Source organism: Rothia sp. CCM 9419 (genome assembly GCF_048512815.1).
Taxonomy (GTDB): domain Bacteria; phylum Actinomycetota; class Actinomycetes; order Actinomycetales; family Micrococcaceae; genus Rothia.
This window is the reverse complement of sequence record NZ_JBLXXY010000006.1, coordinates 20,620-42,663: the sequence shown is the minus strand read 5'-3', so window position 1 is coordinate 42,663 and position 22,044 is coordinate 20,620. Positions and strand designations below refer to the sequence as shown.

The following is a 22,044-nucleotide window of genomic DNA, read 5'->3' as shown; positions in this document are numbered from 1 at the left end:
CTAACTTATAACTTTTCCGAACTCACCACAGAGGCTTATCGCCATGATGCCATTGATTACCCGTAATACGCTTATACAACGCCACTGCAGAACGGTCTGTTAGTGAAGCAACCTGATCAATTACTAAACGTAAACGAGCATCATCATCACGTGTACCAAGCTCCTGCATATCAGCGGCAAAAGAAGACGCCAAATACTTTGGTTCGTCTAAGAGAGCTTCTACCAGCACACTCAAAATTTCACGCTGGTTCTCATAATGAGGTTGAGCGTCACGAACACTCATCACGAAAGCTGTAGCAATACCCTTAAGAACAGCAATCTCATGCACCGTAGAATTAGGGATGATGAGCTCCGCAGTATAACGGACAAGAGGTCGATCCTTACCGTACTGTGCACGCGTAGCTTCCATTGCAGAAGCCGCAAAACGACCAATCAGTTTAGAAGTCAACGCCTTAAACGCAGCCATCGATGAACGAGTACCACTCATATATTTCACCCATTGAGGCAGGCCCTCAAGACGAGACAACGCCTGCTCAAGCTCCAACTCAGAAACATGCGGAAGATACCACTGTTGAGTCTTTGAAAAAACTTCTTCACGTTTTGCGGGGTCTAATAAATCTTCTAACTGAATATGCCCACCAAAAACAGCGTCCTCAACGTCATGTACCGAATACGAGATGTCATCGGCTAAATCCATCACTTGAGCTTCCATACACTTAGCAGGCAAAGAAGAGCCGTCCTGCGCAATAGCACCCTGACGAATCCACTCAAAGACAGGTTGATCGTCCTGATACACACCAAATTTACGATTAGGTCGCCCATCAGCACGCGCAGGAGCCTCGGCAAGAGTCCAAGGGTACTTACAACACGCGTCCAAAGAAGCACGAGTAAGATTTAACCCAGCAGAAGAACCATCATGACCAATAACCTTCGGCTCAAGACGGCTGAGCAAACGTAAAGTTTGCGCGTTCCCTTCAAACCCGCCAGCATCTGCTGCTAACTCGTTTAAAGCAGTCTCCCCATTATGCCCAAAAGGAGGGTGCCCCAAATCATGAGCTAAACAAGCAGTATCAACAACATCAGGGTCACAGCCAAGCATCCGACCCACTTCACGACCAATCTGAGCAACCTCAAGAGAATGCGTCAAACGCGTACGAATAAAATCATCGGTGTCTGGATCCATCACCTGTGTTTTAGCGCCTAGACGACGTAACGCAGAAGAATGCAAGACGCGGGCACGATCCCGTTCAAAAGCAGAACGATACACATTACGATGATGCTCAGGCACCCAACGCTCCACATCCTCAGCCACATAGCCGGGAGTCTCCGTCAACTCGTTGCCTTCAACTAAACCGTCAACAGGTACATTCTTCATCGTTACCAGCCCATCACTATTGCAATATTATCCACCCGAAATGTCGAGCTCTGCCCCGACCAAACCAAGACGTTCTGCATCACCAAGGATACGCGAATCTAACCATCCATGGGGAAGATGAGGTTTCTTCGGATTACCGGCACGACCACGTGGACCCTCCACAGCAGCACCAGGATAACCAATACTGTGGTCCAACTCAGCCAGATATTCACGAAAACTCGCTAAATCAGGAACAGTAGCCATCTTTTGACGTAGCTGACCGCCCACAGGATACCCATGAAAATACCAGCCCACATGTTTACGAATCTCGCGAAGCCCCTTGAGCTCATCACCAAAAGTCTCAACAAGAAGCTCAGCATGACGATAAATCATCTGCGCAACCTCAGAAACACCAGGTTTAATACGCTCAGCAGAACCTTCAAAAGCATTCTGTAAATCACCAAAAAGCCACGGCCTACCCTGACAGCCACGACCCACCACAATACCGTCAACACCGGTCTGCTCGACCATAGCAATAGCATCTTCCGCACTAAAAATATCGCCGTTACCAAGAATAGGAATATCGGGGATAGCCTCACGTAGCTGAGCGATAGCATCCCAATCGGCATGACCAGAATAATGTTGCTCCATGGTACGACCATGCAACGCAATAGCAGCAACGCCACTATCACGAGCAATCTTCGCAGACTCCAAAAAGGTCAGATGCTCATCATCAATGCCTTTACGCATCTTAATAGTGACAGGAACATCCGCACGAGAAGCTTCATCAACCGCAGTTTTTACGATGGCAGTGAACAAATCAGTCTTCCACGGTAAAGCAGAACCGCCACCAAGCTTCGTCACTTTAGGAACAGGACAACCAAAGTTTAGATCAATATGGTCAGCACGATCTTCTTCCACCACAAGACGAACCGCTTTACCCACATTCACGGCATCAACACCATAAATCTGAATAGAACGAATCTGCTCATCATCGTCATGTTCAATAATGCGTAAAGACTCAGGACGACGCTCCACCAAAGAACGAGCCGTCACCATCTCTGTCACATACAAACCGCCACCATATTCACGGCACAAACGACGAAAAGCCTTATTAGTTACCCCAGCCATAGGGGCAAGAACAACCGGCGTCTGTACCGTGAACTTACCTAATTGTAAGGGCGGAAGTTTTAGCTGTTGAGTCTTTGAAAAAGTCTGCGATATTTCAGTCACCTAGCAATTGTGACACAAATACGACAAACACTCAGCCAAGCACGCATCACAGCGGCCTAGCAGAAAAGCAGAAGACTGCTAGTGTGCAACCACCAACGTTGTATCAAGAACCTGAGCAGAACCCATCTTCACCAGCTGATTAATCATCACCTGCAAGTCTTCCATCGACTCATCTACCTCTAAGATGACTGGGTACTGATGAACTAGAACATACAGCAACTGCATAATAGCCTCACGTGCAGCAACATCATCAAAGTCATAGCCTAAGAGAATCTCAGTCGCCTCATCATCAGCTAGTTGACGCCCCGGTAACTCTTGCTCTAACGGTCGGTAACTCACCACAAAAGCCTTGATGGGAGGCTGCCCCGAAAAATCATCAGAGGAATCAAAGTCACGTAGCACAATTGCGCCAAGCGCTTCAGCCTCATCTGATAAGAACAAACGGTTAACCTGCCCCAAAGAAATCTCAGCAGGAGGATCCCAACGGTGAGAACGAGAATAGAACTCCCACATCTTTTGTGTTAGCTCAACAGAGCCCGTAGCAATATTTTCAATAACCTGCATAGGCTGCCCCGAAGAATCAACACGCAAAGGAACCTCAGGCACAGAACCCGAAGCAACTTTCACAATCTGACTACGCTGAATAACCCCCAACCCCATAGCCTGAGCGAAGGAAGCACCAGCAGAGCCTTCTTGAACCTTAGACCGCAAAGCCTGAACACCCGAAGGCGAAGATGAAGCAAGCTCTTGCAAACGGCGAAACAGTTCAGCACCAAGCCCCTGCCGACGATGGTCAACGGCAACCTCAATATACGCCCACAACCGTTGAACATGTAAAGACGTCTCATAGACAGTGGCGGCAGCAACCGCAACACCATGATGTTCCGCTACAAGAGTACGAGACCACGGGCCAGAATCCTGATCAGGGCGAAACATCGCACGAAAAGAATCGTACCCCGAAGATTCAGCGTCACCCCAAAGCTGAAGAAGTTCTAAATCATCGCCCTCACGCCACGGACGAAAAGTATAATTATCCACCAAAAACCTGCCTCAAAATCATCGAATTATTAATATGTTCTGTACACCACCATAGCGCAGAAGCACACCGGAACAACATCTAGAATCGTTCAGAAAAAATTCATCCAAGAGAATGAAAACCCACACCAACAGTTGAGGTAAAAACGCACTTATCTGACTTAAAATGAGAACATGCGCACACAAGTTAACACACCCACCAACATGTTCGCCACCAAACCCACCCTCACCGGAAAACTCGTCGAACTACGCCCCTTCAACGAGGAATCAACCCAAGCAATGATGAACATCCTCGCAGAACCAGAAGTACTCATCAAAACAGGGGCAGTACACTCCACACAAGAAGCACTAAACCGCAATGAACGTACCGTCAAACACGCAAAAAGCTGGTACGACACACGAAACAACCAAAACAACAGACTCGACTTAGCAATATATTCACTCAAACACAACGAATACGTAGGCGAAGCCGTATTCAACGACTACTCACCTCAAAACAAGTCCGTCAACTACCGAATCATCATCGGACAAAAAGGACGAGGCCACGGGCTCGGCACCGAAACCACACAAATGATGGTCAACTACGCCTTCGCGGTGCTCAAGCTGAACCGCATCGAACTCGAAGTATTCGACTTCAACGCACGAGCACGATACGTGTACACCTCATGCGGCTTCGTCTGTGAGGGACGCCGCCGTGAAGCACTCTACTACGACGGCAAATACCACGACTCCATGATTAAAGCGATTCTCAGAAAAGACTGGGAACAAGCACATTCCCCTGCCTCACTCAGCACTGCGTCACTACCCGTCGTAAAAATCTAAACACACCAGCATGCGCGTTGTTTGAGAACGCTCCATAAATATCTATTCCTTGGAGATACATAAATGCAGCTAAATATCAAAAACTTTGATATTTTCGCTTTTTCTATGGAATAATTGCTGGTCAGGTAGTCTCTTCCCCACGCCAGTGGGGGTAATTCCGGAAATAGTGGTGCTTTTACCCTCCTGCGGGGCTCTTCCCCACGCCAGTGGGGGTAATTCCAAGCGCGTGATGCTTGGGCAGTATTAGAGAGCCTCTTCCCCACGCCAGTGGGGGTAATTCCCCAAATGTGGCATGACCCGTTTCTGGTGTTCTCTCTTCCCCACGCCAGTGGGGGTAATTCCTATCCTTAGCTTTTCTTTTGGCTCAGGAACTTCTCTTCCCCACGCCAGTGGGGGTAATTCCGGAGAAATACTGGCTCAATGAGTATTGGAAAGCTCTTCCCCACGCCAGTGGGGGTAATTCCATTCTCATAAATCTTACCCAGCAAAGAAAGCGCTCTTCCCCACGCCAGTGGGGGTAATTCCCGCGATGTGTTTGTTTGTGGTGGTTGCGGTGACTCTTCCCCACGCCAGTGGGGGTAATTCCCTCCTATTAAGGTCATTCTGGCAGTGGCAGAACTCTTCCCCACGCCAGTGGGGGTAATTCCCGCAAGAAAAAGGGGCATTATTATTAGCCAAGCTCTTCCCCACGCCAGTGGGGGTAATTCCTGCCATATTTGCCGAAGCTTCCAGAGCTAATACTCTTCCCCACGCCAGTGGGGGTAATTCCCATTTTTCGCTAGCGGGTTGTAGGTTGCAAAGCTCTTCCCCACGCCAGTGGGGGTAATTCCGTAATCCCCGCTACCGTAGTATTGGCGAGAGACTCTTCCCCACGCCAGTGGGGGTAATTCCGAGTTTTGCAGCGTGGAAAGTTAATGAAGCTACTCTTCCCCACGCCAGTGGGGGTAATTCCTAACATCCTCATTCGTAATAAAACAATGACCACTCTTCCCCACGCCAGTGGGGGTAATTCCGACTATCCTTGAGATCATTAAAGGGCTAGTCCCTCTTCCCCACGCCAGTGGGGGTAATTCCTTCAAATCATGTTCGTGCTGTTAGGTTTAGGACTCTTCCCCACGCCAGTGGGGGTAATTCCTTGAGCCTGTTGTTTTTCCAAGGCGAGAAAAGCTCTTCCCCACGCCAGTGGGGGGGGGTAATTCCACTATATGTCGGTAAACCAAACGGCGAAAAAACTCTTCCCCACGCCAGTGGGGGTAATTCCGTTTGAATACTACGAGCAATAAACTGTAGTTTCTCTTCCCCACGCCAGTGGGGGTAATTCCAAGCGGCTGAAGAGGTATCCTTTAGCTCCGGACTCTTCCCCACGCCAGTGGGGGTAATTCCGTCTTACCTTGGCACCAGTTCCAGCATCAAAACTCTTCCCCACGCCAGTGGGGGTAATTCCTTTTACTCTTGCTGAAAATACTCGAAAATATGCTCTTCCCCACGCCAGTGGGGGGGAGGCAAATCTCCCTTCCTTGAGAGATAATTCTTCCCCCATGTCAGAGAATCCAATAAGTTCCTTGAACACCCCACACAAGTAGTGTATAGTGACTTGCATCTCATTTGATGGTTTGCAAGAACCGATACTTATAGATATTCGTCAAGCCATCAAAAATGACTAAGGAGCGAATAAATTTATGACTCACCTTGTTATTTCCATTCTCGCCCTAATCAGCATAATCGTATCTTTAGCAATAGTTGTATTGGTGATTCGCTTTCTCTACTACGGATTCAAGAAACTTTATAGAGAAGACCAAGAATGGCAGTCGAACAGGAAAATGAAACAAAACCCGAATCATCTCGACCCCAAGCAATAACGAGAAGATACACAAGGTTAGAGCAGTATCTCTTAGTAACCCCATAGAACATCACCCATAGATGAGGCTTAGAGTAGGGGGTTCTATTGAGCTAACCCAGAAAATTTAAGAGATAGATACAAATGACAGGTAATTGGTTGCATCTAAGCTATTTTCTGTATCAGAATCAAAAAATAAACTCAGCAGTCCTGAAGCCGTCAATATAAACGTAAGCATAAATAAGGTTGCGACAATTATTGATATGACGTATAAGTTTTTTGTCTCTTTTTTCATTCTTTATCCTTAGATATAAAAATGGTGTCTGACACCACCACGAAGATAGCACCAGACACCATAAGAATTATGAATTTCTATAAGAATGAACCTAGGTTTTACCCTAGAAGTTTTTCAGCAAGATAGCTTTGTACCTTGTCCAAAGAAACACGTTCTTGATTCATTGTGTCACGTTCACGAATCGTCACTGCCTGGTCTTCAAGAGTGTCAAAATCTACAGTGATGCAAAACGGTGTACCAATCTCATCTTGACGGCGGTAACGACGTCCAATAGCGCCAGAGTCATCATAATCAACATTCCATTGACGACGAAGCTGCTGTGCAAGGTTCTTTGCTGTTGGCACCAAATCTTCTTTTTTAGATAGTGGCAACACCGCTGCTTTAACAGGTGCAAGACGAGGATCAAGTTTAAGCACAGTACGCTTGTCTACTCCACCTTTAGTATTAGGTGCTTCATCTTCTAGATACGCATCTACAAGGAACGCCATCATAGAGCGGGTGAGTCCGAAGGACGGTTCAATAACATAAGGTACGTAGCGTTCGCCGGTTCCTTGGTCAAAGTATTCAAGCTTAGCGTTTGAGTGTTTGTTATGCACACCAAGGTCGTAGTCTGTACGGTTTGCAACACCCATGAGTTCGCCCCAAGGGTTGCCTTGGAAACCAAATTTGTATTCGATGTCGATGGTTCCGGCAGAGTAGTGGGCACGGTCGTCTTCAGGAACATCAAATTTCCGCATGTTATCTGGGTTGATACCTAGGTCAACAAACCAGTTCCAGCAGTCTTCAACCCATTGTTCAAAGTGTTGTGGTGCTTCTTCAGGGTGGGTGAAGAATTCGATCTCCATCTGTTCAAACTCGCGGGTTCGGAAGATGAAGTTTCCTGGGGTGATTTCGTTGCGGAAGGCTTTACCAATTTGTCCGATGCCGAAGGGTGGGCGTTTGCGTGCAGCAGTTACCACGTTGTTGAAGTTTACGAAGATTCCCTGCGCTGTTTCGGGGCGGAGGAAGTGTAGGCCTTCTTCGTTATCGACTGGTCCGAGGTAGGTTTTCATCAGACCAGAGAAGTTTTGTGGTTCGGTCCATTGTCCGCGTGTACCGCATTTGGGGCAGGCGATGTCTGCCATGCCGTTTTCTGGTGCGCGACCTTTTTTCTCTTCGTAGGCTTCGATGAGGTGGTCTTGTCGTAGGCGGGTGTGGCATGAGAGGCATTCAACCAAGGGGTCGGTGAAGGTTTCTACGTGACCGGATGCTTCCCAAATTTTGGTGGGGAGGATGACGGAAGAGTCGAGTCCAACCATGTCTTCGCGTCCGCGTACAAATGTTTGCCACCATTGTTGGCGAATGTTCTCTTTGAGTTCAGCACCTAGGGGGCCGTAGTCCCACGCTGATCGTGTTCCGCCGTAGATTTCGCCGGCTTGGAAGACGAAGCCTCGGCGTTTTGCCAAGGTGATGACGTTATCGAGAACTGTTTTTTCTGCCATTATTACTCCTAGTGCCCCGCCGCTGGAGACGACGTGCAGGGGTTGTTTTATAGTGTCTGTGCGTATCTGTACGCGTTGTCTAAGAGTACCTTATTATTATGGTTCGTTCTGTTACTGAGCGGTGTGATACGTCTTGAGTTAAAGCGTAGGTCTTTTGCCTGCTGGTTCATCGGTTAGAGTATTAGTTATGAGTAATGTTGAACGTATTTTTATTCGTGATGAGAGTATCCGGCTAGGGCAGTTTCTTAAACTTGCGGCTTTAGTAGAGAACGGTGTTCATGCCCGTGAACTCATTCAAGATGGTCTTGTGAAGGTTAACGGTGATATTGAAGAGGCCCGCGGAAAGCAGCTACGCCATGGCGACACGGTAACGCTCAACGGTATTACTGTTGAGGTCGCCTCTGAAAGTAAACAGTAAATTACTGTATATACCGGTTGCAGTTAAGATTCGGTACACGTGTAGCGTAGCTGTTTTCCTCACTATAGCTATGTTAACGGGAGTATATTTTTCTGGATAAATGACGCTACGTGCTGTATTTCTTGTGGGCAGATGCTGTGAGCCATTCCAGAGTATTCGTGTATTTCGGGGTTAGTGTTTTCTTCTAACCATGAGCGAGTATATTCTTCTTTTTCGGTAGGAATAATGGGGTCTTGGTCGCCGTAACCGTAGAAGACTGGTATTTGTCGTTGTTTGAGTTGTTGTGTGGTTTTAGCCCATTCTTCTGTTTCAATGATGTATCCGCTAAGGCCAATAATTGCTGATATTTTTTCGGGATAGCGTCGCGCAATACTTGTTGCTAATGCCATACCTTGTGAGAAGCCGAGGAGCGTTATCCCATCGTAGTCTGCACATTCTTTGTCTAGCCATTGGTTCACGTAGTCGCAGGCTAGGTTAATGCTGTGTAAGGAACTGTCTAAGAGCTGGTTGAGTGGAAACCACTGGTACCCGTAGCTGACGGCGGGAATATGTGCGGTGGTTGCGGTGTCGTCAATGGTTGCGCCGACGGGCTGAGGTGCTCTCATGCTCGCCCATGTAATGTTTTCTGAACCGATGAGTTTGGCTATTTGCAGGAGGTCTTGTTCGTTAGAACCATACCCATGTAAGAGAAGAATGAGATGTGTTCCAGCACGTTCTTGTGCGGGGTGTAGGTATTCGACGGTATAAGTCATGTTTTTCCTTAGTAATGGGTATGGCAAAAGAACTCGTTGTGGTGCGCCTAAAGTAGGGTTCCACAACGAGTTCTTGCTGTTTTATATGAGCGTTTTACGTCGTTTGAGAAGTTCTGCTGTTTTTTCTAACCACGTATTGCGGTCTTGTACAACAGGAACTCTAGTCAGTTCCCCTCCGTTGGGAGCATCGTCAACAAATTGATAGATTGTCACTGTTGCAGACCCTTCTGCGCCTGCCTCTTGCACAGTGGAGCGTTGCTCTCTTCGTTGTTTTCTCTTGACCGTAGGGATTTTAGAGATCTCGTCTGAGTCCCCTACTCCTAAGTAAAAAGGAAACACTGCAGGAAACGCTTTGCGCCCTAAATAGGTGCTGAATTGGGGGCTTCTTAACGCCGCATCTATTTCTTCAGTTTTATCTTCTGCGGTGATACGTACAATAAATTCGCTATCTGCAAGATATGTACGGTTCACGATAGCGGTTTTAGACCGTTTATCAGGAGTAAAAGACAAGCTTGTATCGCTCGAAACTCGTTTTCCGTGAAGGGGTAGAATACGGCGACGGAAAAGTTTTTCCTTTCCAAAAGGAGGGTTAATCGTCTGAAAATCGTCGGTGTATTGTACAGGGCGTTCCACACGGATAGTAAACTCTACGTTTTCTAACCATTGTGGCCATTGTCCTCGTTGATACCCCAATGCACCTGCGAGAAGCCCTCGGAGGGCACTTGGTGTAGGGAGTTTACCTGTGTTGACGATATTACCGGTGACGGATTCCCCAGCCCAAGATTGTAAGGGGCCAGCTAGTCTCAAATACACCGATGATGTCATTGGCAGATCCATTCCACGATGTTCTCTACGAATTCTTTGCGGGAGACAGCTTTGAGGTCACCAAATTTTCCGTCAAGGTTGGTGTATGTTCCGGTGAGGGATTCTACGGGACCGAAGTTGTCTGGGTCGAAGCGTCGTGCTGCAGCATATTGTTGAGCGAGTTCGTCGATTGTTGCGCCGAGGTATCCGCCTTCAGCACCATTTTTTACGGGTGTTTCGAAGTCGTATGCGGTACGGTACTGTTGTTCTTCTGCTAGAACGAGAGCAGGCTGAACATAAGGTGCGGTGCTGTTTTCTTTACCGCGGGGCATTCCGTAGAGAATTGCGGTGATGAGTTGGCGTAGGTTCTCTTTAGAGTCTTCTTGACCAAATCCTGCCCAGCTTTTCTTGAGCTGTTCGCGGTCGATGCTTACAGTGCGGTAGAAAATACCGTTCGTGTATTGTGCAACGCCAAGGTATGTTGCGCCAGATTCACAGTTACGTTCTTTAATGTCGTCAACAGTGGAGAAGTAGTCTGTTTCGATGATTGCGGGGTGTGTTGTTACTCCGGGTGAGACGCTGAGAGCTGCTTCGGTGTTTTTGCTGGGCGCATTAGCAAACATACGGCCAAAAGCTGCGATAGCAAGAGAGCCAGTACGTCCATCTTCGATGAAAGTTTCGTCGGTACGCCCTAGTGCCGTGTATGCAGCGGTGGTGAGTTCCTCTTCGCTGAGCCATGAGGAACGTTCTGAGTCACTTTCTTTTTCGTTTTTATCTTTTTTAGTTAGCGAACCAATAATTTTTTTGGCTTCTTTGGTTAAAGCTTTTTCGTCTGCATCAGGTTGAATCTCTAAGGCTTTTGCCACGACATCTTCAGAAAGAAAACCAGAACCAGAACGCACAGAATAGTCTAAAGAGGCGTTCTCATAGGCAACACGGATTCCTCGTTTGATGGATTGCGAGGAGTGCAGTGCACGTAAGCTTCCGCCGATAGTTGCACGCTTTGGTGTTCCTATATCATCACGGTTGAGGTTAGAGTAGGGTACAGATGAGACGATGCTCAAGGTCAGGTGACGAGACATATCAACGGCCTTTCAAGTCAGTAGTGTTAAAAAATATTTGGTGTGTATAAAAGCTTTATGCTTCTGTTTCTTCAGTTTTTTCTTTTTTAGGTAAAACTGCTGAATAGTAATCGCGAATCAGTGTTAGACGGTGTTCGCGTGATTCTTCAGAAATTCCATTGCCCCAATAAGTGAATACGTTAATGAGTGCACCAAAATGCATTGCCGGAACGTTGTTAAGGTTTTTCGTCATGTACATGATGCGGTATAAAGTGCGAACTGCCTCTTCTAAGTTTTGTGTGTGCAGATACGCTAAAAGCTGACCTATCCTGTCTGGGTTATTCCTATCTGGGTTATCGGGGTTTAGCTCTATATCTCTGTCCTTGGCAAGCGCACGAGTTACTTCTGCAGCCCACGTTCCGATGCTCTTCCACTGGTATTTCCCGTCTTTATCAGGTTTCTGGGCAGGGATATCCTTAAATTCTGCAATGAGTCCAATAGCACGAAGCGTTGCCGTTTGGTCGTGGGTGCTCTCTAGGTGTGGTAGCACATAGGGGTAAGCATAATGTTCCAGAGTAGGTACTAGGCCCTTTCGAAGAGCTGACCAGGCTTTCTTTGAGTTAGATTGGGATTCTCTTACTCTTAGCGTGAAGTTAAGGAGACTGTTATACGATTGCTGAGCCATAGGGGGCTCCTTCCTATCAACGAGATTATTTTTGCGGGAATAAAGCGGTGCGTAAACGGCGTTTCAAATCTGCTCGTACATAAGCGATACGCCCTGGACGTTGACTCAGGTGAGGAGCAACAGTCTTATCATAGGCTCGCAAAGTAGCTACATATGCTGCTTCTAACAGTTCTTGAGGAATTTCTCGTTCCCCTCTTTTGGCGGTCTTCACAAACCCTTCATAAACAGGAGCAATTTCACGCCAGAAATATGCAGAAATATCCTCTTTTCGATGTCCTAAATCATCCAAAATTACAGCCGTTTTTCCTGCTTTTTGAGAGTTTTTCCCTTTTCCCTCATTCCTGCTAAATGGAGAACAAACAATCTCATGAAGTGTGTATATTATTTTTGCGTGGTTTCGTATCTCTCGTTGTAAGTCTTCCGACGAATCGAATACCCACTGCTTTGAGTCTGGACGGTATACAGAAGACGCCCTAATACTTGCCGAAGTCGATGTTCCTTCAATCTGATGACGAACAAAACAGAGTTTTTCTTTTCCCGTACCTCCATATATACGATTAGTTTGCAGTCCATCTGCTGCGTTCTTAAGATGAGCTTTTGAAGCCCATTCCACGGCTAACGCTGTAGCATCCTTGCTTAAATCGAGGCGTTGGGTTTTAGGATTCCCCTTATCATCTGGTAGATATAGATAGAAGGGGTCTAGTGTATTGCGGGTGCCCCACCATTTTTTTCTAGGTTCATCTTTGTCAGTTGGTGAACCCATCTCTGGTAAATACCAATTCTCAGGTATCCCGCCCAAATCCACTCCTACTAATTTTTTATCGTTCCAGTACGTAGTAACGGTGTTAGAACTCCATGTTGCATCCCATAATGACGGTTCCATAGAGGGGGTCTTCGCTTTTGTTTTGCCTTCTCTGTCTGCCCATGCAGGCAACTCTTCACTGAAGACCCAGCTTTTGGGAATAGACATCAGCAACGTGGCAAGTAGGCTGCCCCCCTGCCAAAATATCTCAGTGGCAGTATTTCCTTTACCTACGAAGCGAATAGCAGGTGCCCCCGATTGGCATTTACGCCCTTCATATGCGCTATTCCCCGCCATCGAATAATTACAGTAAACTAAAATTCCCATTATCGCTTCGGGTAAAGACAGCTCTGAACGCCGAACGTCTTTTAAGTTCCAGAACTCTTCACGCTTAGATGAGGGTAAAGTCGGATTTAATTTTGCGGCAGGGCCTTTTTCTTGCTTTTTCTGTAATCTGATAACGCCTTGATCGTCTAACTCAACCCATTTGTATTGCATAAAAGGCGTAATATCGTCAAAGATAAAACTACCTGGTTCTAAATCTTTTAATGCTTTATCCAGTGCTTCTTCTGGAATACCGTCTGTTATAAGTTTGGAACTTATCTTTTTTGTTTTTTTAAAACTATCAAAACCACAGTATCTCAAACTTACCGCAGCTACAGTCGATAGTAGTCTCAATACTGCACCGTATTCGTAACCAGGAACTTTCATATCCAACGTAGTCTCAGGAAGATGAGCCTTTAGAAGCGCCTCACGCACAGTCACACAACCAGTATCTAATTTTACAAAAGATACATCTCTTAAAGCATTGACCACGTTCTTTTACCTCCACTGAGATTACCCATACACTAAAGTAGTGTAACTCACATTGTTCCATTGAATGAGCTTACATACCAATGATAATTCCGTAATCTTTTAAAAGGTACCCAAGTAAATAATGTAATGATACTTTAGAACGTAACGACAGTATTGTTCTTCACAGCAGAGAGTTCTAGAGAAGGGACATCACACAATGAGTACAACCGCCTATCTCACAAAGTTTCCAGTACATTCTGCTCTTAAGAGAGCGCCCCATACTCCGCTTTCCTATCTTGATTCCCCTAGGTTCAGGCACCGTGCTGTTATGGGGTTATTTGACAATAATCTAGGTTCTTCTAACCCACGGGCAGAAAACAATATTCTCTTCCGTTTAGATTCCGTTCCAGGGCATGCTCCATATTTCCTAGTCCAATCTTCTATTCCTGTACAGGCAGAAGACATTATTGAAGAGCTTGAGACGAAAGAAGTTTCTCTCCAGTCCCCACCAGAAGGAACACCTGTTGCTTTTAGACTCTCAATCAATGGCACTATTCGTAAAGCCCATTCTAAAAAAATGTCATCTGTTCCATTTGATGGGGAAGACTCAGAAAACCCTTTAAGTTTCACTCATTGGCTTGCACAACGTCTTTCTGGTGCGCTCAAAGACGTCTCCATCATGAATCATCAGCGCCAAGTTTTGAGTACCGAACACAAAGACGAAAAGCAAGGAAATCTTATCGTTCAGGTAGATACCGTAGACGGATTCGCCTACGTTGATTCCCCATCAGTTCTTGAGCAGGCACTTCTCAACGGCATAGGACGAGCCAAATCCTATGGTTGTGGAATGCTTAGCATTAAAATTGCCCAATAAGCGTTGCGGAACACTCATGTCTGTATCAACACATAGCTACCTCTGGGCAAAGCAAGAAAATACTCACGGCACATATCCCCTCCTTGCCCACCTGCTCGATACTGCAGCAGTCGCAGGCGTTCTCTACGACCATTGGCTACGACCAGGCCTTCAAGAACTTTTTGAACAGGAACTAGGGGAACAGGCACGGAGTATTATTTGTTTTATTGCTGGTAGCCATGATGTTGGTAAAGCCTCACCTTTATTTCAGGGGCAATTTACCCGCAAAGCAGAAGTCTGGGACAGCATTCGTAAGAATATTCTGGATCATTTACCGCAAGCTTTTAACGGTATAGAACGCCTTACCCCCGGAGAGATTAGAAATTCCACTCTCAGGCGACATGAACAAATTAGTGCTCTTGCCCTAGGTTTCTTATCGAAGGGAGAATCCTGCGAAGAAGATGAAAGTAGAGCTTCTTGGCAATGTTTACCGGCTTTAGGGCATCATGGATATTTCGCCATTCCTTTTGATGCGGATATCCCTCAGGAATTTGTAGATGATACGTCCTACCTACATCAAAAATTTACGTCCCTCCTTGAAGAAAACGGTTGGACACAGGCTCAGAATGATTTGTTGTCATTATTGGAGCAAGCAGTAGGAATTTGCCGCAAGGAGTTCCCTGATGAAGTGTCTAATACGGTGGTTGTGTTGCTTTCGGGTCTAACTATTCTTGCAGATAGGATTGCTTCGCATTCTGATTGGGTCGCTCAGAATCAACAGCTCATGGCTGACGGAACGCTGGTTTTAGAGAAACCGAATGAATGGGTAGCCGCTTTATATGAACAGGCCCTTCACAAGGTTGAGGAAACTGTTGGTGTTTACCATGGTTGGGAGGACGAGGTTGCTGCTCGTCAGGCTATTCTTGGTGATTATGAGCCTCGGCCTATGCAGGCTGAAGCGTTGCGTTCTGGTGGTGGATTGTGGAATGTGATGGTGCAGACCGGCGGAGGTAAAACAGAGGCTGCTTTGTTGCGTCATTGTACAGAACAAGAACGTTTGTTGTTTTTGCTTCCTACTCAGGCAACTTCTAACGCTTTGATGCGTAGGGTGCAAAAGTTTTATGAGGGTACGCCGAATGTTGCGGCTTTGGCGCATGGTCTAGCGTCTATTGAGGATTTTTACCAAACCCCTGTCACGAGCTTTGGCGGTTCTGAGATGGGTGATAGTTCTTGTGTGGGGCAAGGTTCTGGCGGTTTATATCCTACGGAGTTTGTGCGTTCTGGTGCGGCTCGTTTACTTGCTCCTGTTTTTGTTGGCACGGTAGATCAGGCGTTGATGGGTTCTTTGCCTCTTAAGTGGACTCATCTGCGGTTATTGGCTTTGGCAAACTCTCATATTGTGGTTGATGAGGTGCATACTCTCGATCATTATCAAACACAATTATTGGTCACTCTTCTTGGATGGTTGGGAAAGACGAATACGCGTGTCACTTTGCTGACGGCAACTTTACCGCAGTGGCAGCGTCAACAATTTTTGGAAGCGTATACAGGTGAGTCTCTAGCCGAGCACAGCCTTGTTCCGGCTTTCCCTGCAACAGAATCATTAGAGTATTCTTCTTCTACACCGGAGACTTCTGCCCTACCAAGTGACACATATAGCATTGATTTTTCATTAGATACAGTCGATTCTAATTCTCTAGAAGATTCCCATATTATGTGGGTTCGTTCCATGCGTGAACGATTCCCCAAAGCTCGTATCGGCGTTATTTGTAATACGGTTCAGCGAGCGCAGACGGTTGCTGCTGCTCTTGAGCAAGAGTATGGGGGTGTTGTTCTTCTTCATTCTCGGATGACGGCGGAGCATCGTCGTATTAACGCACAACAGCTTGAAGCGCTGATTGGTGCTGGTAAGACGGCTGAGTCTGTTATTGTTGTGGGTACTCAAGCTATTGAAGCTTCTTTGGATATTGATTTAGATTTTTTGAGTACGGATTTGTGCCCGTCAGCGTCGTTGATTCAGCGTGCTGGTAGGGTGTGGAGGCGTTCTGATGTTTTGCGTGCAGAGCGTATTCCAGGTGTTCCGCATATACCGATTCGGGTGGTTCGTGTTGCTGAACTTGATAAGTATTCAAGTGCACCGTATTTTCAGGCTGAGTTGGAGCGTACATGGTCGTTTTTGATGGAGCATCAGCATTTTGTCGTACCCGATAATAATCAAGCTTTTATTGATAGCTCATCTTTATCTCTTGACACTTTAGAAGCCCAGAATAATGACGCATCTTTAGATGCCTTTGCCGATATCATTAATCGTATTCGTGAGGGTCTCAGCGCGGCGACACCCTTAGAAAAAGCGTTAGCTGATGAGGCTAATATAACGGAGTTCAAACAGCTCACTCAAAGAGGTGGAGACGAGGAATCTGCTGAACGGCGTACACGCCTTATTGAACATGAAAGCACACCGGTTATTCTTTGCTGTTCTGATGGCAGTATTCCTGGTGCGTGGGATGGTGCCCCCGAAGATCTAGCAAAGATTACTCCTCAAGAACAGCAGAAGATTCGGCAAGCATTAAAAGGTTCTTTGCCATTAGTTGTTTCTTCTTCAAAAGGTTCTTTGCCATTAGTTGTTTCTTCTTCAAAATTATCAGAGCAATTAGTTTCTTTGGCTGATGCGCCGTCTCTTCTGAAGCGGTATTCGTATTTGCCTCAGGCTGAGCGTTTTTATGACCCTGCGTCAGGATTTTCAGAGCACCTCTTTACTGAGGAATAGGGGGATGTTCTTATGGCTTATTCGGATGAGGCTTTAGCTTTTTCGACGATACCGGCTTCTCATCAGGTTCGTTTAGAAGATCGAGTGTCTTTTCTTTACTTAGAGTATTGCGTTATTAAACAAGAGAAAACAGGTGTTGTTGCGTGGGGTTCGGAGCGGGGTTCTGAAAAACTTGCGGGGCAGAAAATACAATTGCCGGTGAGTAGTCTTGCTGTTTTGATGTTAGGTCCTGGGACGAGTATTTCTCAGCCAGCAATTACCTCGTGCACGAGGGCAGGTGTCACAGTGCTGTTCTCTGGTGGTGGCGGTGTACCAGCATATTCTCATGCTACACCGCTGACCTCTTCTGCTCGTTGGGCTATTGCTCAGGCACGTACTGCTGCCCAAGAGAAATTTCAAAAGCAAGCGGCTCTTATTCTGTACAAAAAGCAGCTAGGTATTGAGAAAATGCCGGGTGGTTCTATTGCGACGATGCGTGGTTTAGAGGGCCGGACGATACGCAATCTATATCGAGAGCAGGCTAAGAAACATGGTGTTCAGGGGTTTAAACGTGACGTTTCGGCAACGGATAATGTTAATGTTGCGTTGAATCTGGCTCATTCGATTTTGTACGGTTGTGCTGCTTCTGCTTGTGCTGCATTGGGTTTGAACCCTGCTTTAGGGGTGATTCATCGTGGGGATATTCGTTCTTTATTGTATGACCTTGCGGATCTTTATAAGCCTTCTTTAAGTATTCCGTTAGCTTTTTCGTTCTCGAGTAGTGAGAATATTGCAGAAGATATTAGGCGTGCTGTTCGTCGGGAGTTGGTACGTCAGAATGTTTTGCAGGGCATGGTGAAAACGTTGATAGAGGTGTATAGCCCGCAATTACCTCATCGTGATGATGATCGTCTGATTAGTGATAGAGGCGAGGAAGTAACTGGTCACACTCAATATGGTCGAAGGGCGCAGTAATGTTTGTTGTTCTCACCACGGTTTCTTTACCTCAGCATGTACATGGGTATTTAACGCGGTTTCTTTCTGAAGTATCGGTGGGTGTTTTTGTTGGTAATGTTTCGGCTCGTGTTCGAGATAATCTGTGGGAACGGTGTGTATTAGCTGCTGGAGATGGGTTATTGACTCTTGTGTATAGCGACAAGAGCATGGAACAGGGGTTTAATGTACGTACGCATGGTGTGCGGCGTCGTGTCATGGTTGATTGTGATGGGGTACTTTTAGCGTCGTCTTCTCCCCTGTCTCACGAGGAATTTTCTTCTGAAGAATAGCGGTCAGTAGCTCATTGTGAGGTGAACGGGGGCGATGCCGGGTTTGTTTCTTTTTCGTGTTGTGAGTGGGTTTTTCTGCCTTGTTTGAGAGCTGGTTCTAGGATTTTTTGTAGTTGTTTTGTCTCTAGGAGGAATCCGTCGTGTCCAGCTGGAGAGTAGATAGCTTGTGCTTGTACCGGTTGGGGTAAGGCCTTAGCTAGTTCATGTGATTGTTCTGGGTAGAAGAGTCTGTCATTGTGCACATAGGCGATGGTCCATGTGCATTGGCTTCGTTGCAGTGTTTGGTGTAATGTTCCACGATTTCGGGTGATGTCGTGGCTCATAAGTATTTCGTTAATGCTGAGGTAGCTATTTGCGTCAAAACGTTGCACGAGTTTATGCGCGTGGTAGTCCATATATGATTCCACGCTGTATTGTGTACTGTTTTGTGTTTGTTGTGTGCGTCCGAATCGGGTGTGGAGTTCTTCTGAGGTTCGGTAGGTGATATGTGCGATGCGTCGAGCTATCCCTAGTCCTTGGCTGGGAGGTTGTTTATCGTAGTAGTCGCCTCCGTAGAAGTGTTGGTCGCTGCGGATAGCAAGGTTTTGTGCTTGTGCCCAGGCTAGTTGTTCTGCGGTGGTGTATGCGCCGGAGGCGATGACGACGCAGTGACGTACGTTTTCGGGGTAGGTGATGGCCCATTCTAAGGCTCGTGCTCCTCCGAGGGATCCTCCTATAACATGTGCCCATTGTGTGATGCCGAGTGCTTCTGCTAGATGTTTTTCGGCGTGTACGGTGTCTCGTACGGTGAGTCTTGGGAAGGAAGAACCCCACGGTTGTTCCGGTTGTTTATGTGGGTGTGTGCTGTGTGCTCCGGTGCTTCCGTTACAGCCACCGAGAATATTCGGTGCTACGACAAAGTAGGTGTTTGTGTCGATGGTTTTTCCTGCTCCAACGAGGTCTTCCCACCAGCCGTAAGTAGTGTTGTGTTCGTTGTGGGCGACGTGGGTGTCTCCTGTTAGGGCATGTAAGATGAGCACGGCGTTGTCTTTGTGTTTGTTGAGGTTTCCCCATGTTTCGTAGGCGATAGTTGCGTTGGGTAGTGTGTGCCCTGATTCTAGGGGTAGTGTCTCGATGGTTGTGTGGTGTTGGTGAGTGAGTGTTGTTGGGGTACTCATAGATGCTCCAATAACTATTGTTGTAGTAGATTGGGGCTGTATCTGCACTGTTGTTTCCTCTAGTGTGTTGCCTGTTTGGTGTGCAGGCTCTTATGTTGAGGAGGTAGTGCGTACTGCTCCCGCGCTTGCACCGTCTAGAGTGTTTTTCTGGTGCCGGGTCTGTCTCAGTGGCACCCCGCCGCGAGTGGAGGGTTGCCGGCTAATAAGCTGAGTCTTGGTATTAGCGCTCTTGACCGTATTGTTATCGTATCTGAGTGGTTTGTTGTGGGTCGAGCCGTTTCTTCTTCTTTACGTTCTCATGCGGTAGTTTGTCTTGTTTCGTCATATTTTGTCTTTAGAATAGTTCTCATGTCGCGTTGTTTTAAGAGCGCATTATCTATTTTTCTTTTCGGAGGTACATTTCATGTCTCAAGCACCTGTTACGAAGCGTGTGGAGTCTTCACGTGTTCATCATGGCGATACGTTTATTGACCATTATGAGTGGCTTCGTGCTAAGGACGATTCTGAGGTGGTGGAGTACCTCAATACAGAAAATGCTTATACAGAGCAGTCCACTCAGTCACAGCAAGCACTTCGTGAAAGTATTTTTCAGGAGATTAAGGAGCGTACCTTAGAGACGGATCTTTCTGTTCCTTCTCGCCATGGAGATTGGTGGTATTTTTCGCGGACGATTGAGGGTGAACAGTACCCTGTATTTTGTCGTGTGCCTGCTTTGGTAGACGGTGGTGAGGTGGAGATGTTTTCTCCTCCGCAGGTTCAGGCGGGTGTTCCTCTTGATCAAGAGCAGGTCATTCTTGATTGTAATGAGTTTGCACGAGAGTTGCCGTTCTTTTCTCTTGGGTCTTTTTCGCCTTCGTTAGATGGTTCTTTGTTGAGCTTTGGTGTTGATGATTCTGGCGATGAACGCTATACCCAGTATTTCTTAGATTTAGAGACGTTGACTCTTTCAGAGGAGACTTTGCCCGGTATTTTTAGTGGCGCATATTTGACTCCTGATGCATCAACCCTTATTTATTCTCTTGTCGATGAGTCATGGCGCCCATATGAGATACGGGCTCACCGTATTGGTGCGGGGGAAGAAGATTGTGTTCTTTTCACCGAGCATGACAATGCGATGTGGCTTAGCAGCGCTCTTTCTGCTGACCGGACTCATATCGTTATTACGTCATTTTCTTCTGAGTTTTCGGAGGTTCGTTTAGTTCCGCTTCAAGATATGTCGGCTGAGCCTTTGTTGGTTATTGGTAAGAAGCATCGTGTGCAATACGGTGTTGAGCCTATTCGTATTGATGGTGTGCCTTATGTTCTCATCATGCATGATGCTGACGCTCTTAACTCAGAAATTGTGCTTGCCCCTTATCCAACGTCTCAGCCTTTTGAGCAGTACCGTCAGTTATGGCTTAAAGTTATGCCTCATCGTTCTGAGGTGCGTATTGAGGGGTTTGATTTTTCGTCAACTCATCTTGTGGTGACGGCTCGTGAGAATACGACGGTACGAGTTTTTCTTGCCGATTTAGACCGTTTGCGTGCCTTGTTGCGTTCGCAGTCGAATGCGGGGGTTGTTTTTAGTGAGCCGACCGGTTTTGTGGAGGAAATTTATACGACTGGTGTTTCTCATGTTTCTATTGATTCGCCAGTCATTCGTATTTCGTACACGTCGTGGGTGACTCCCCCTCGAATCTATGACTATTTTCCGCGTACTCAGGAGCTTATTCTTCGCCGTGAGACCCCCGTATTAGGCGATTATCATGCTGAGGATTATCAGGCGTATCGCATGTGGGCACCTGCCCGTGATGGTGCGATGATTCCTATTTCTGTTATTCATCGTGCTGATCTTGATTTGTCTCAGCAGCATCCCGTGTTCCAGTATGGTTATGGTTCCTATGAGGTGTCGATAGATCCTTATTTCTCTATAGCGAGGTTGTCGCTTCTAGATCGTGGCGTGATTTATGTGGTGGCGCATATTCGTGGTGGTGGCGAGATGGGACGCCAGTGGTATCAAGATGGTAAGAAACTTCAGAAGAAGAATACTTTTACTGATTTTGTTGATGTTACGGAGTTCTTAGGGCAACGCCCGTGGGTTGATCAGAAGAAGATTGCTATTTCTGGTGCTTCTGCTGGCGGTTTGCTCATTGGTGCGGTTCTGAATCTTGCTCCAGAGAAGTATTGTGCTGCTATCGCAGGTGTTCCGTTTGTGGATGCGTTGACGACTATTCTTGATCCAGATCTTCCGTTGTCTGCTTTGGAGTGGGAGGAATGGGGTAACCCTATTGAGGATGTTGATGTATACGAGTATATGAAGTCTTATTCTCCATACGAGAATATCCGTCACGTCAAGTATCCACCGATTGTTGCAGTGACGAGTTTTAACGATACTCGTGTGTTATATGTTGAGCCGGCTAAGTGGGTAGCTCAGCTACGTGAGAGTATCTCTGCTGATTCGGCTACTCCCCTGTTGAAGATTGAGATGGATGGTGGGCACGGTGGCGGTTCAGGCCGTTACACTGCGTGGCGTGATATTGCGTGGGAGTACGCTTTTGCGCTGACTTACTTATTAGACCAATAATATTTCTGGTTTTTCGGTATATAACAAAAGCGGTGGTGTTGCCTCGTTGGAGGCAACACCACCGC

The 22,044-nt window shown here is 46.7% G+C and carries 17 protein-coding genes, 2 CRISPR repeat arrays and 1 riboswitch; of the genes, 7 read left to right on the top strand and 10 right to left on the bottom strand.

The features are described from left to right. Positions 1-22: 22 nt before the first annotated feature. The 3 genes from ACN08W_RS06205 to ACN08W_RS06195 form a co-directional block, all read right to left on the bottom strand. Entirely contained in the window at positions 23-1,375 is a 1,353-nt protein-coding gene (locus ACN08W_RS06205; RefSeq protein WP_419107239.1) for a deoxyguanosinetriphosphate triphosphohydrolase, read from the bottom strand. 27 nt (positions 1,376-1,402) lie between these two features. After that, positions 1,403-2,578 (bottom strand): tRNA dihydrouridine synthase DusB, encoded by a 1,176-nt coding sequence (gene dusB, locus ACN08W_RS06200; protein WP_419102228.1) that lies wholly within the window; start codon positions 2,576-2,578, stop codon positions 1,403-1,405. A gap of 87 nt (positions 2,579-2,665) precedes the next feature. Beyond that, positions 2,666-3,625, bottom strand: coding sequence for a GNAT family N-acetyltransferase (locus ACN08W_RS06195; RefSeq protein WP_419109056.1), 960 nt, complete (start codon positions 3,623-3,625; stop codon positions 2,666-2,668). A 171-nt stretch (positions 3,626-3,796) separates the two neighbouring features. Here ACN08W_RS06195 and ACN08W_RS06190 point away from each other — a divergent pair, with 171 nt between their 5' ends. After that, entirely contained in the window at positions 3,797-4,444 is a 648-nt protein-coding gene (locus tag ACN08W_RS06190) for a GNAT family N-acetyltransferase (RefSeq protein WP_419103299.1), read from the top strand. Positions 4,445-4,574: 130 nt separating this feature from the next. Next, positions 4,575-5,579: a CRISPR direct-repeat array (repeat unit 29 nt; unit sequence CTCTTCCCCACGCCAGTGGGGGTAATTCC). A gap of 96 nt (positions 5,580-5,675) precedes the next feature. Further along, positions 5,676-5,949: direct repeats of the CRISPR family, unit length 29 nt; unit sequence CTCTTCCCCACGCCAGTGGGGGTAATTCC. Between the two features lie 725 nt (positions 5,950-6,674). Here ACN08W_RS06190 and ACN08W_RS06185 read toward each other — a convergent pair. After that, complete coding sequence (locus ACN08W_RS06185) at positions 6,675-8,057, bottom strand: glycine--tRNA ligase (protein ID WP_419103302.1); 1,383 nt, start codon at positions 8,055-8,057, stop codon at positions 6,675-6,677. Positions 8,058-8,244: 187 nt separating this feature from the next. Here ACN08W_RS06185 and ACN08W_RS06180 point away from each other — a divergent pair, with 187 nt between their 5' ends. After that, on the top strand, positions 8,245-8,475 hold the full coding sequence (locus ACN08W_RS06180; RefSeq protein ID WP_419102135.1) for an RNA-binding S4 domain-containing protein: 231 nt from the start codon (positions 8,245-8,247) through the stop codon (positions 8,473-8,475). A gap of 68 nt (positions 8,476-8,543) precedes the next feature. Here ACN08W_RS06180 and ACN08W_RS06175 read toward each other — a convergent pair whose 3' ends face one another. From ACN08W_RS06175 to ACN08W_RS06155, 5 genes are all read right to left on the bottom strand, one after another. After that, on the bottom strand, positions 8,544-9,227 hold the full coding sequence (locus ACN08W_RS06175) for an alpha/beta hydrolase (protein ID WP_419109055.1): 684 nt from the start codon (positions 9,225-9,227) through the stop codon (positions 8,544-8,546). 81 nt (positions 9,228-9,308) lie between these two features. Then, a complete protein-coding gene (gene cas5e, locus ACN08W_RS06170) occupies positions 9,309-10,052 on the bottom strand; it encodes a type I-E CRISPR-associated protein Cas5/CasD (protein ID WP_419109054.1) in 744 nt (247 codons plus the stop codon). Continuing rightward, a complete protein-coding gene (locus ACN08W_RS06165; RefSeq protein ID WP_419109053.1) occupies positions 10,049-11,113 on the bottom strand; it encodes a type I-E CRISPR-associated protein Cas7/Cse4/CasC in 1,065 nt (354 codons plus the stop codon). The genes cas5e and ACN08W_RS06165 overlap by 4 nt, the downstream gene beginning before the upstream one ends. Positions 11,114-11,168: 55 nt before the next feature. Then, on the bottom strand, positions 11,169-11,777 hold the full coding sequence (locus ACN08W_RS06160) for a type I-E CRISPR-associated protein Cse2/CasB (RefSeq protein ID WP_419109052.1): 609 nt from the start codon (positions 11,775-11,777) through the stop codon (positions 11,169-11,171). Positions 11,778-11,802: 25 nt separating this feature from the next. Beyond that, positions 11,803-13,395, bottom strand: coding sequence for a type I-E CRISPR-associated protein Cse1/CasA (locus tag ACN08W_RS06155; protein WP_419109051.1), 1,593 nt, complete (start codon positions 13,393-13,395; stop codon positions 11,803-11,805). Between the two features lie 196 nt (positions 13,396-13,591). Here ACN08W_RS06155 and cas6e point away from each other — a divergent pair, with 196 nt between their 5' ends. Genes cas6e through cas2e form a run of 4 tightly spaced genes read left to right on the top strand, consistent with a single transcriptional unit; the run spans position 13,592 to position 18,259 of the window. Then, entirely contained in the window at positions 13,592-14,248 is a 657-nt protein-coding gene (gene cas6e, locus ACN08W_RS06150) for a type I-E CRISPR-associated protein Cas6/Cse3/CasE (protein ID WP_419109050.1), read from the top strand. A 16-nt stretch (positions 14,249-14,264) separates the two neighbouring features. Next, positions 14,265-16,994 carry a CRISPR-associated helicase Cas3' gene (gene cas3, locus ACN08W_RS06145; RefSeq protein ID WP_419109049.1) on the top strand — a complete coding sequence of 910 codons (2,730 nt, stop codon included), beginning with the start codon at positions 14,265-14,267 and terminating at the stop codon, positions 16,992-16,994. A gap of 12 nt (positions 16,995-17,006) precedes the next feature. Continuing rightward, positions 17,007-17,948: a type I-E CRISPR-associated endonuclease Cas1e gene (gene cas1e / locus ACN08W_RS06140; protein ID WP_419107229.1), complete on the top strand. Its 942-nt coding sequence runs from the start codon at positions 17,007-17,009 to the stop codon at positions 17,946-17,948. Further along, entirely contained in the window at positions 17,948-18,259 is a 312-nt protein-coding gene (cas2e, locus tag ACN08W_RS06135; RefSeq protein ID WP_419103311.1) for a type I-E CRISPR-associated endoribonuclease Cas2e, read from the top strand. The genes cas1e and cas2e overlap by 1 nt, the downstream gene beginning before the upstream one ends. Positions 18,260-18,270: 11 nt before the next feature. Here cas2e and metX read toward each other — a convergent pair whose 3' ends face one another. Beyond that, positions 18,271-19,416: a homoserine O-acetyltransferase MetX gene (gene metX, locus ACN08W_RS06130; protein ID WP_419109048.1), complete on the bottom strand. Its 1,146-nt coding sequence runs from the start codon at positions 19,414-19,416 to the stop codon at positions 18,271-18,273. Between the two features lie 116 nt (positions 19,417-19,532). Then, a riboswitch (SAM riboswitch) is annotated at positions 19,533-19,651 on the bottom strand. 168 nt (positions 19,652-19,819) lie between these two features. Here metX and ACN08W_RS06125 point away from each other — a divergent pair. Then, complete coding sequence (locus ACN08W_RS06125) at positions 19,820-21,979, top strand: S9 family peptidase (protein ID WP_419109047.1); 2,160 nt, start codon at positions 19,820-19,822, stop codon at positions 21,977-21,979. The last annotated feature ends 65 nt before the right edge of the window (positions 21,980-22,044 follow it).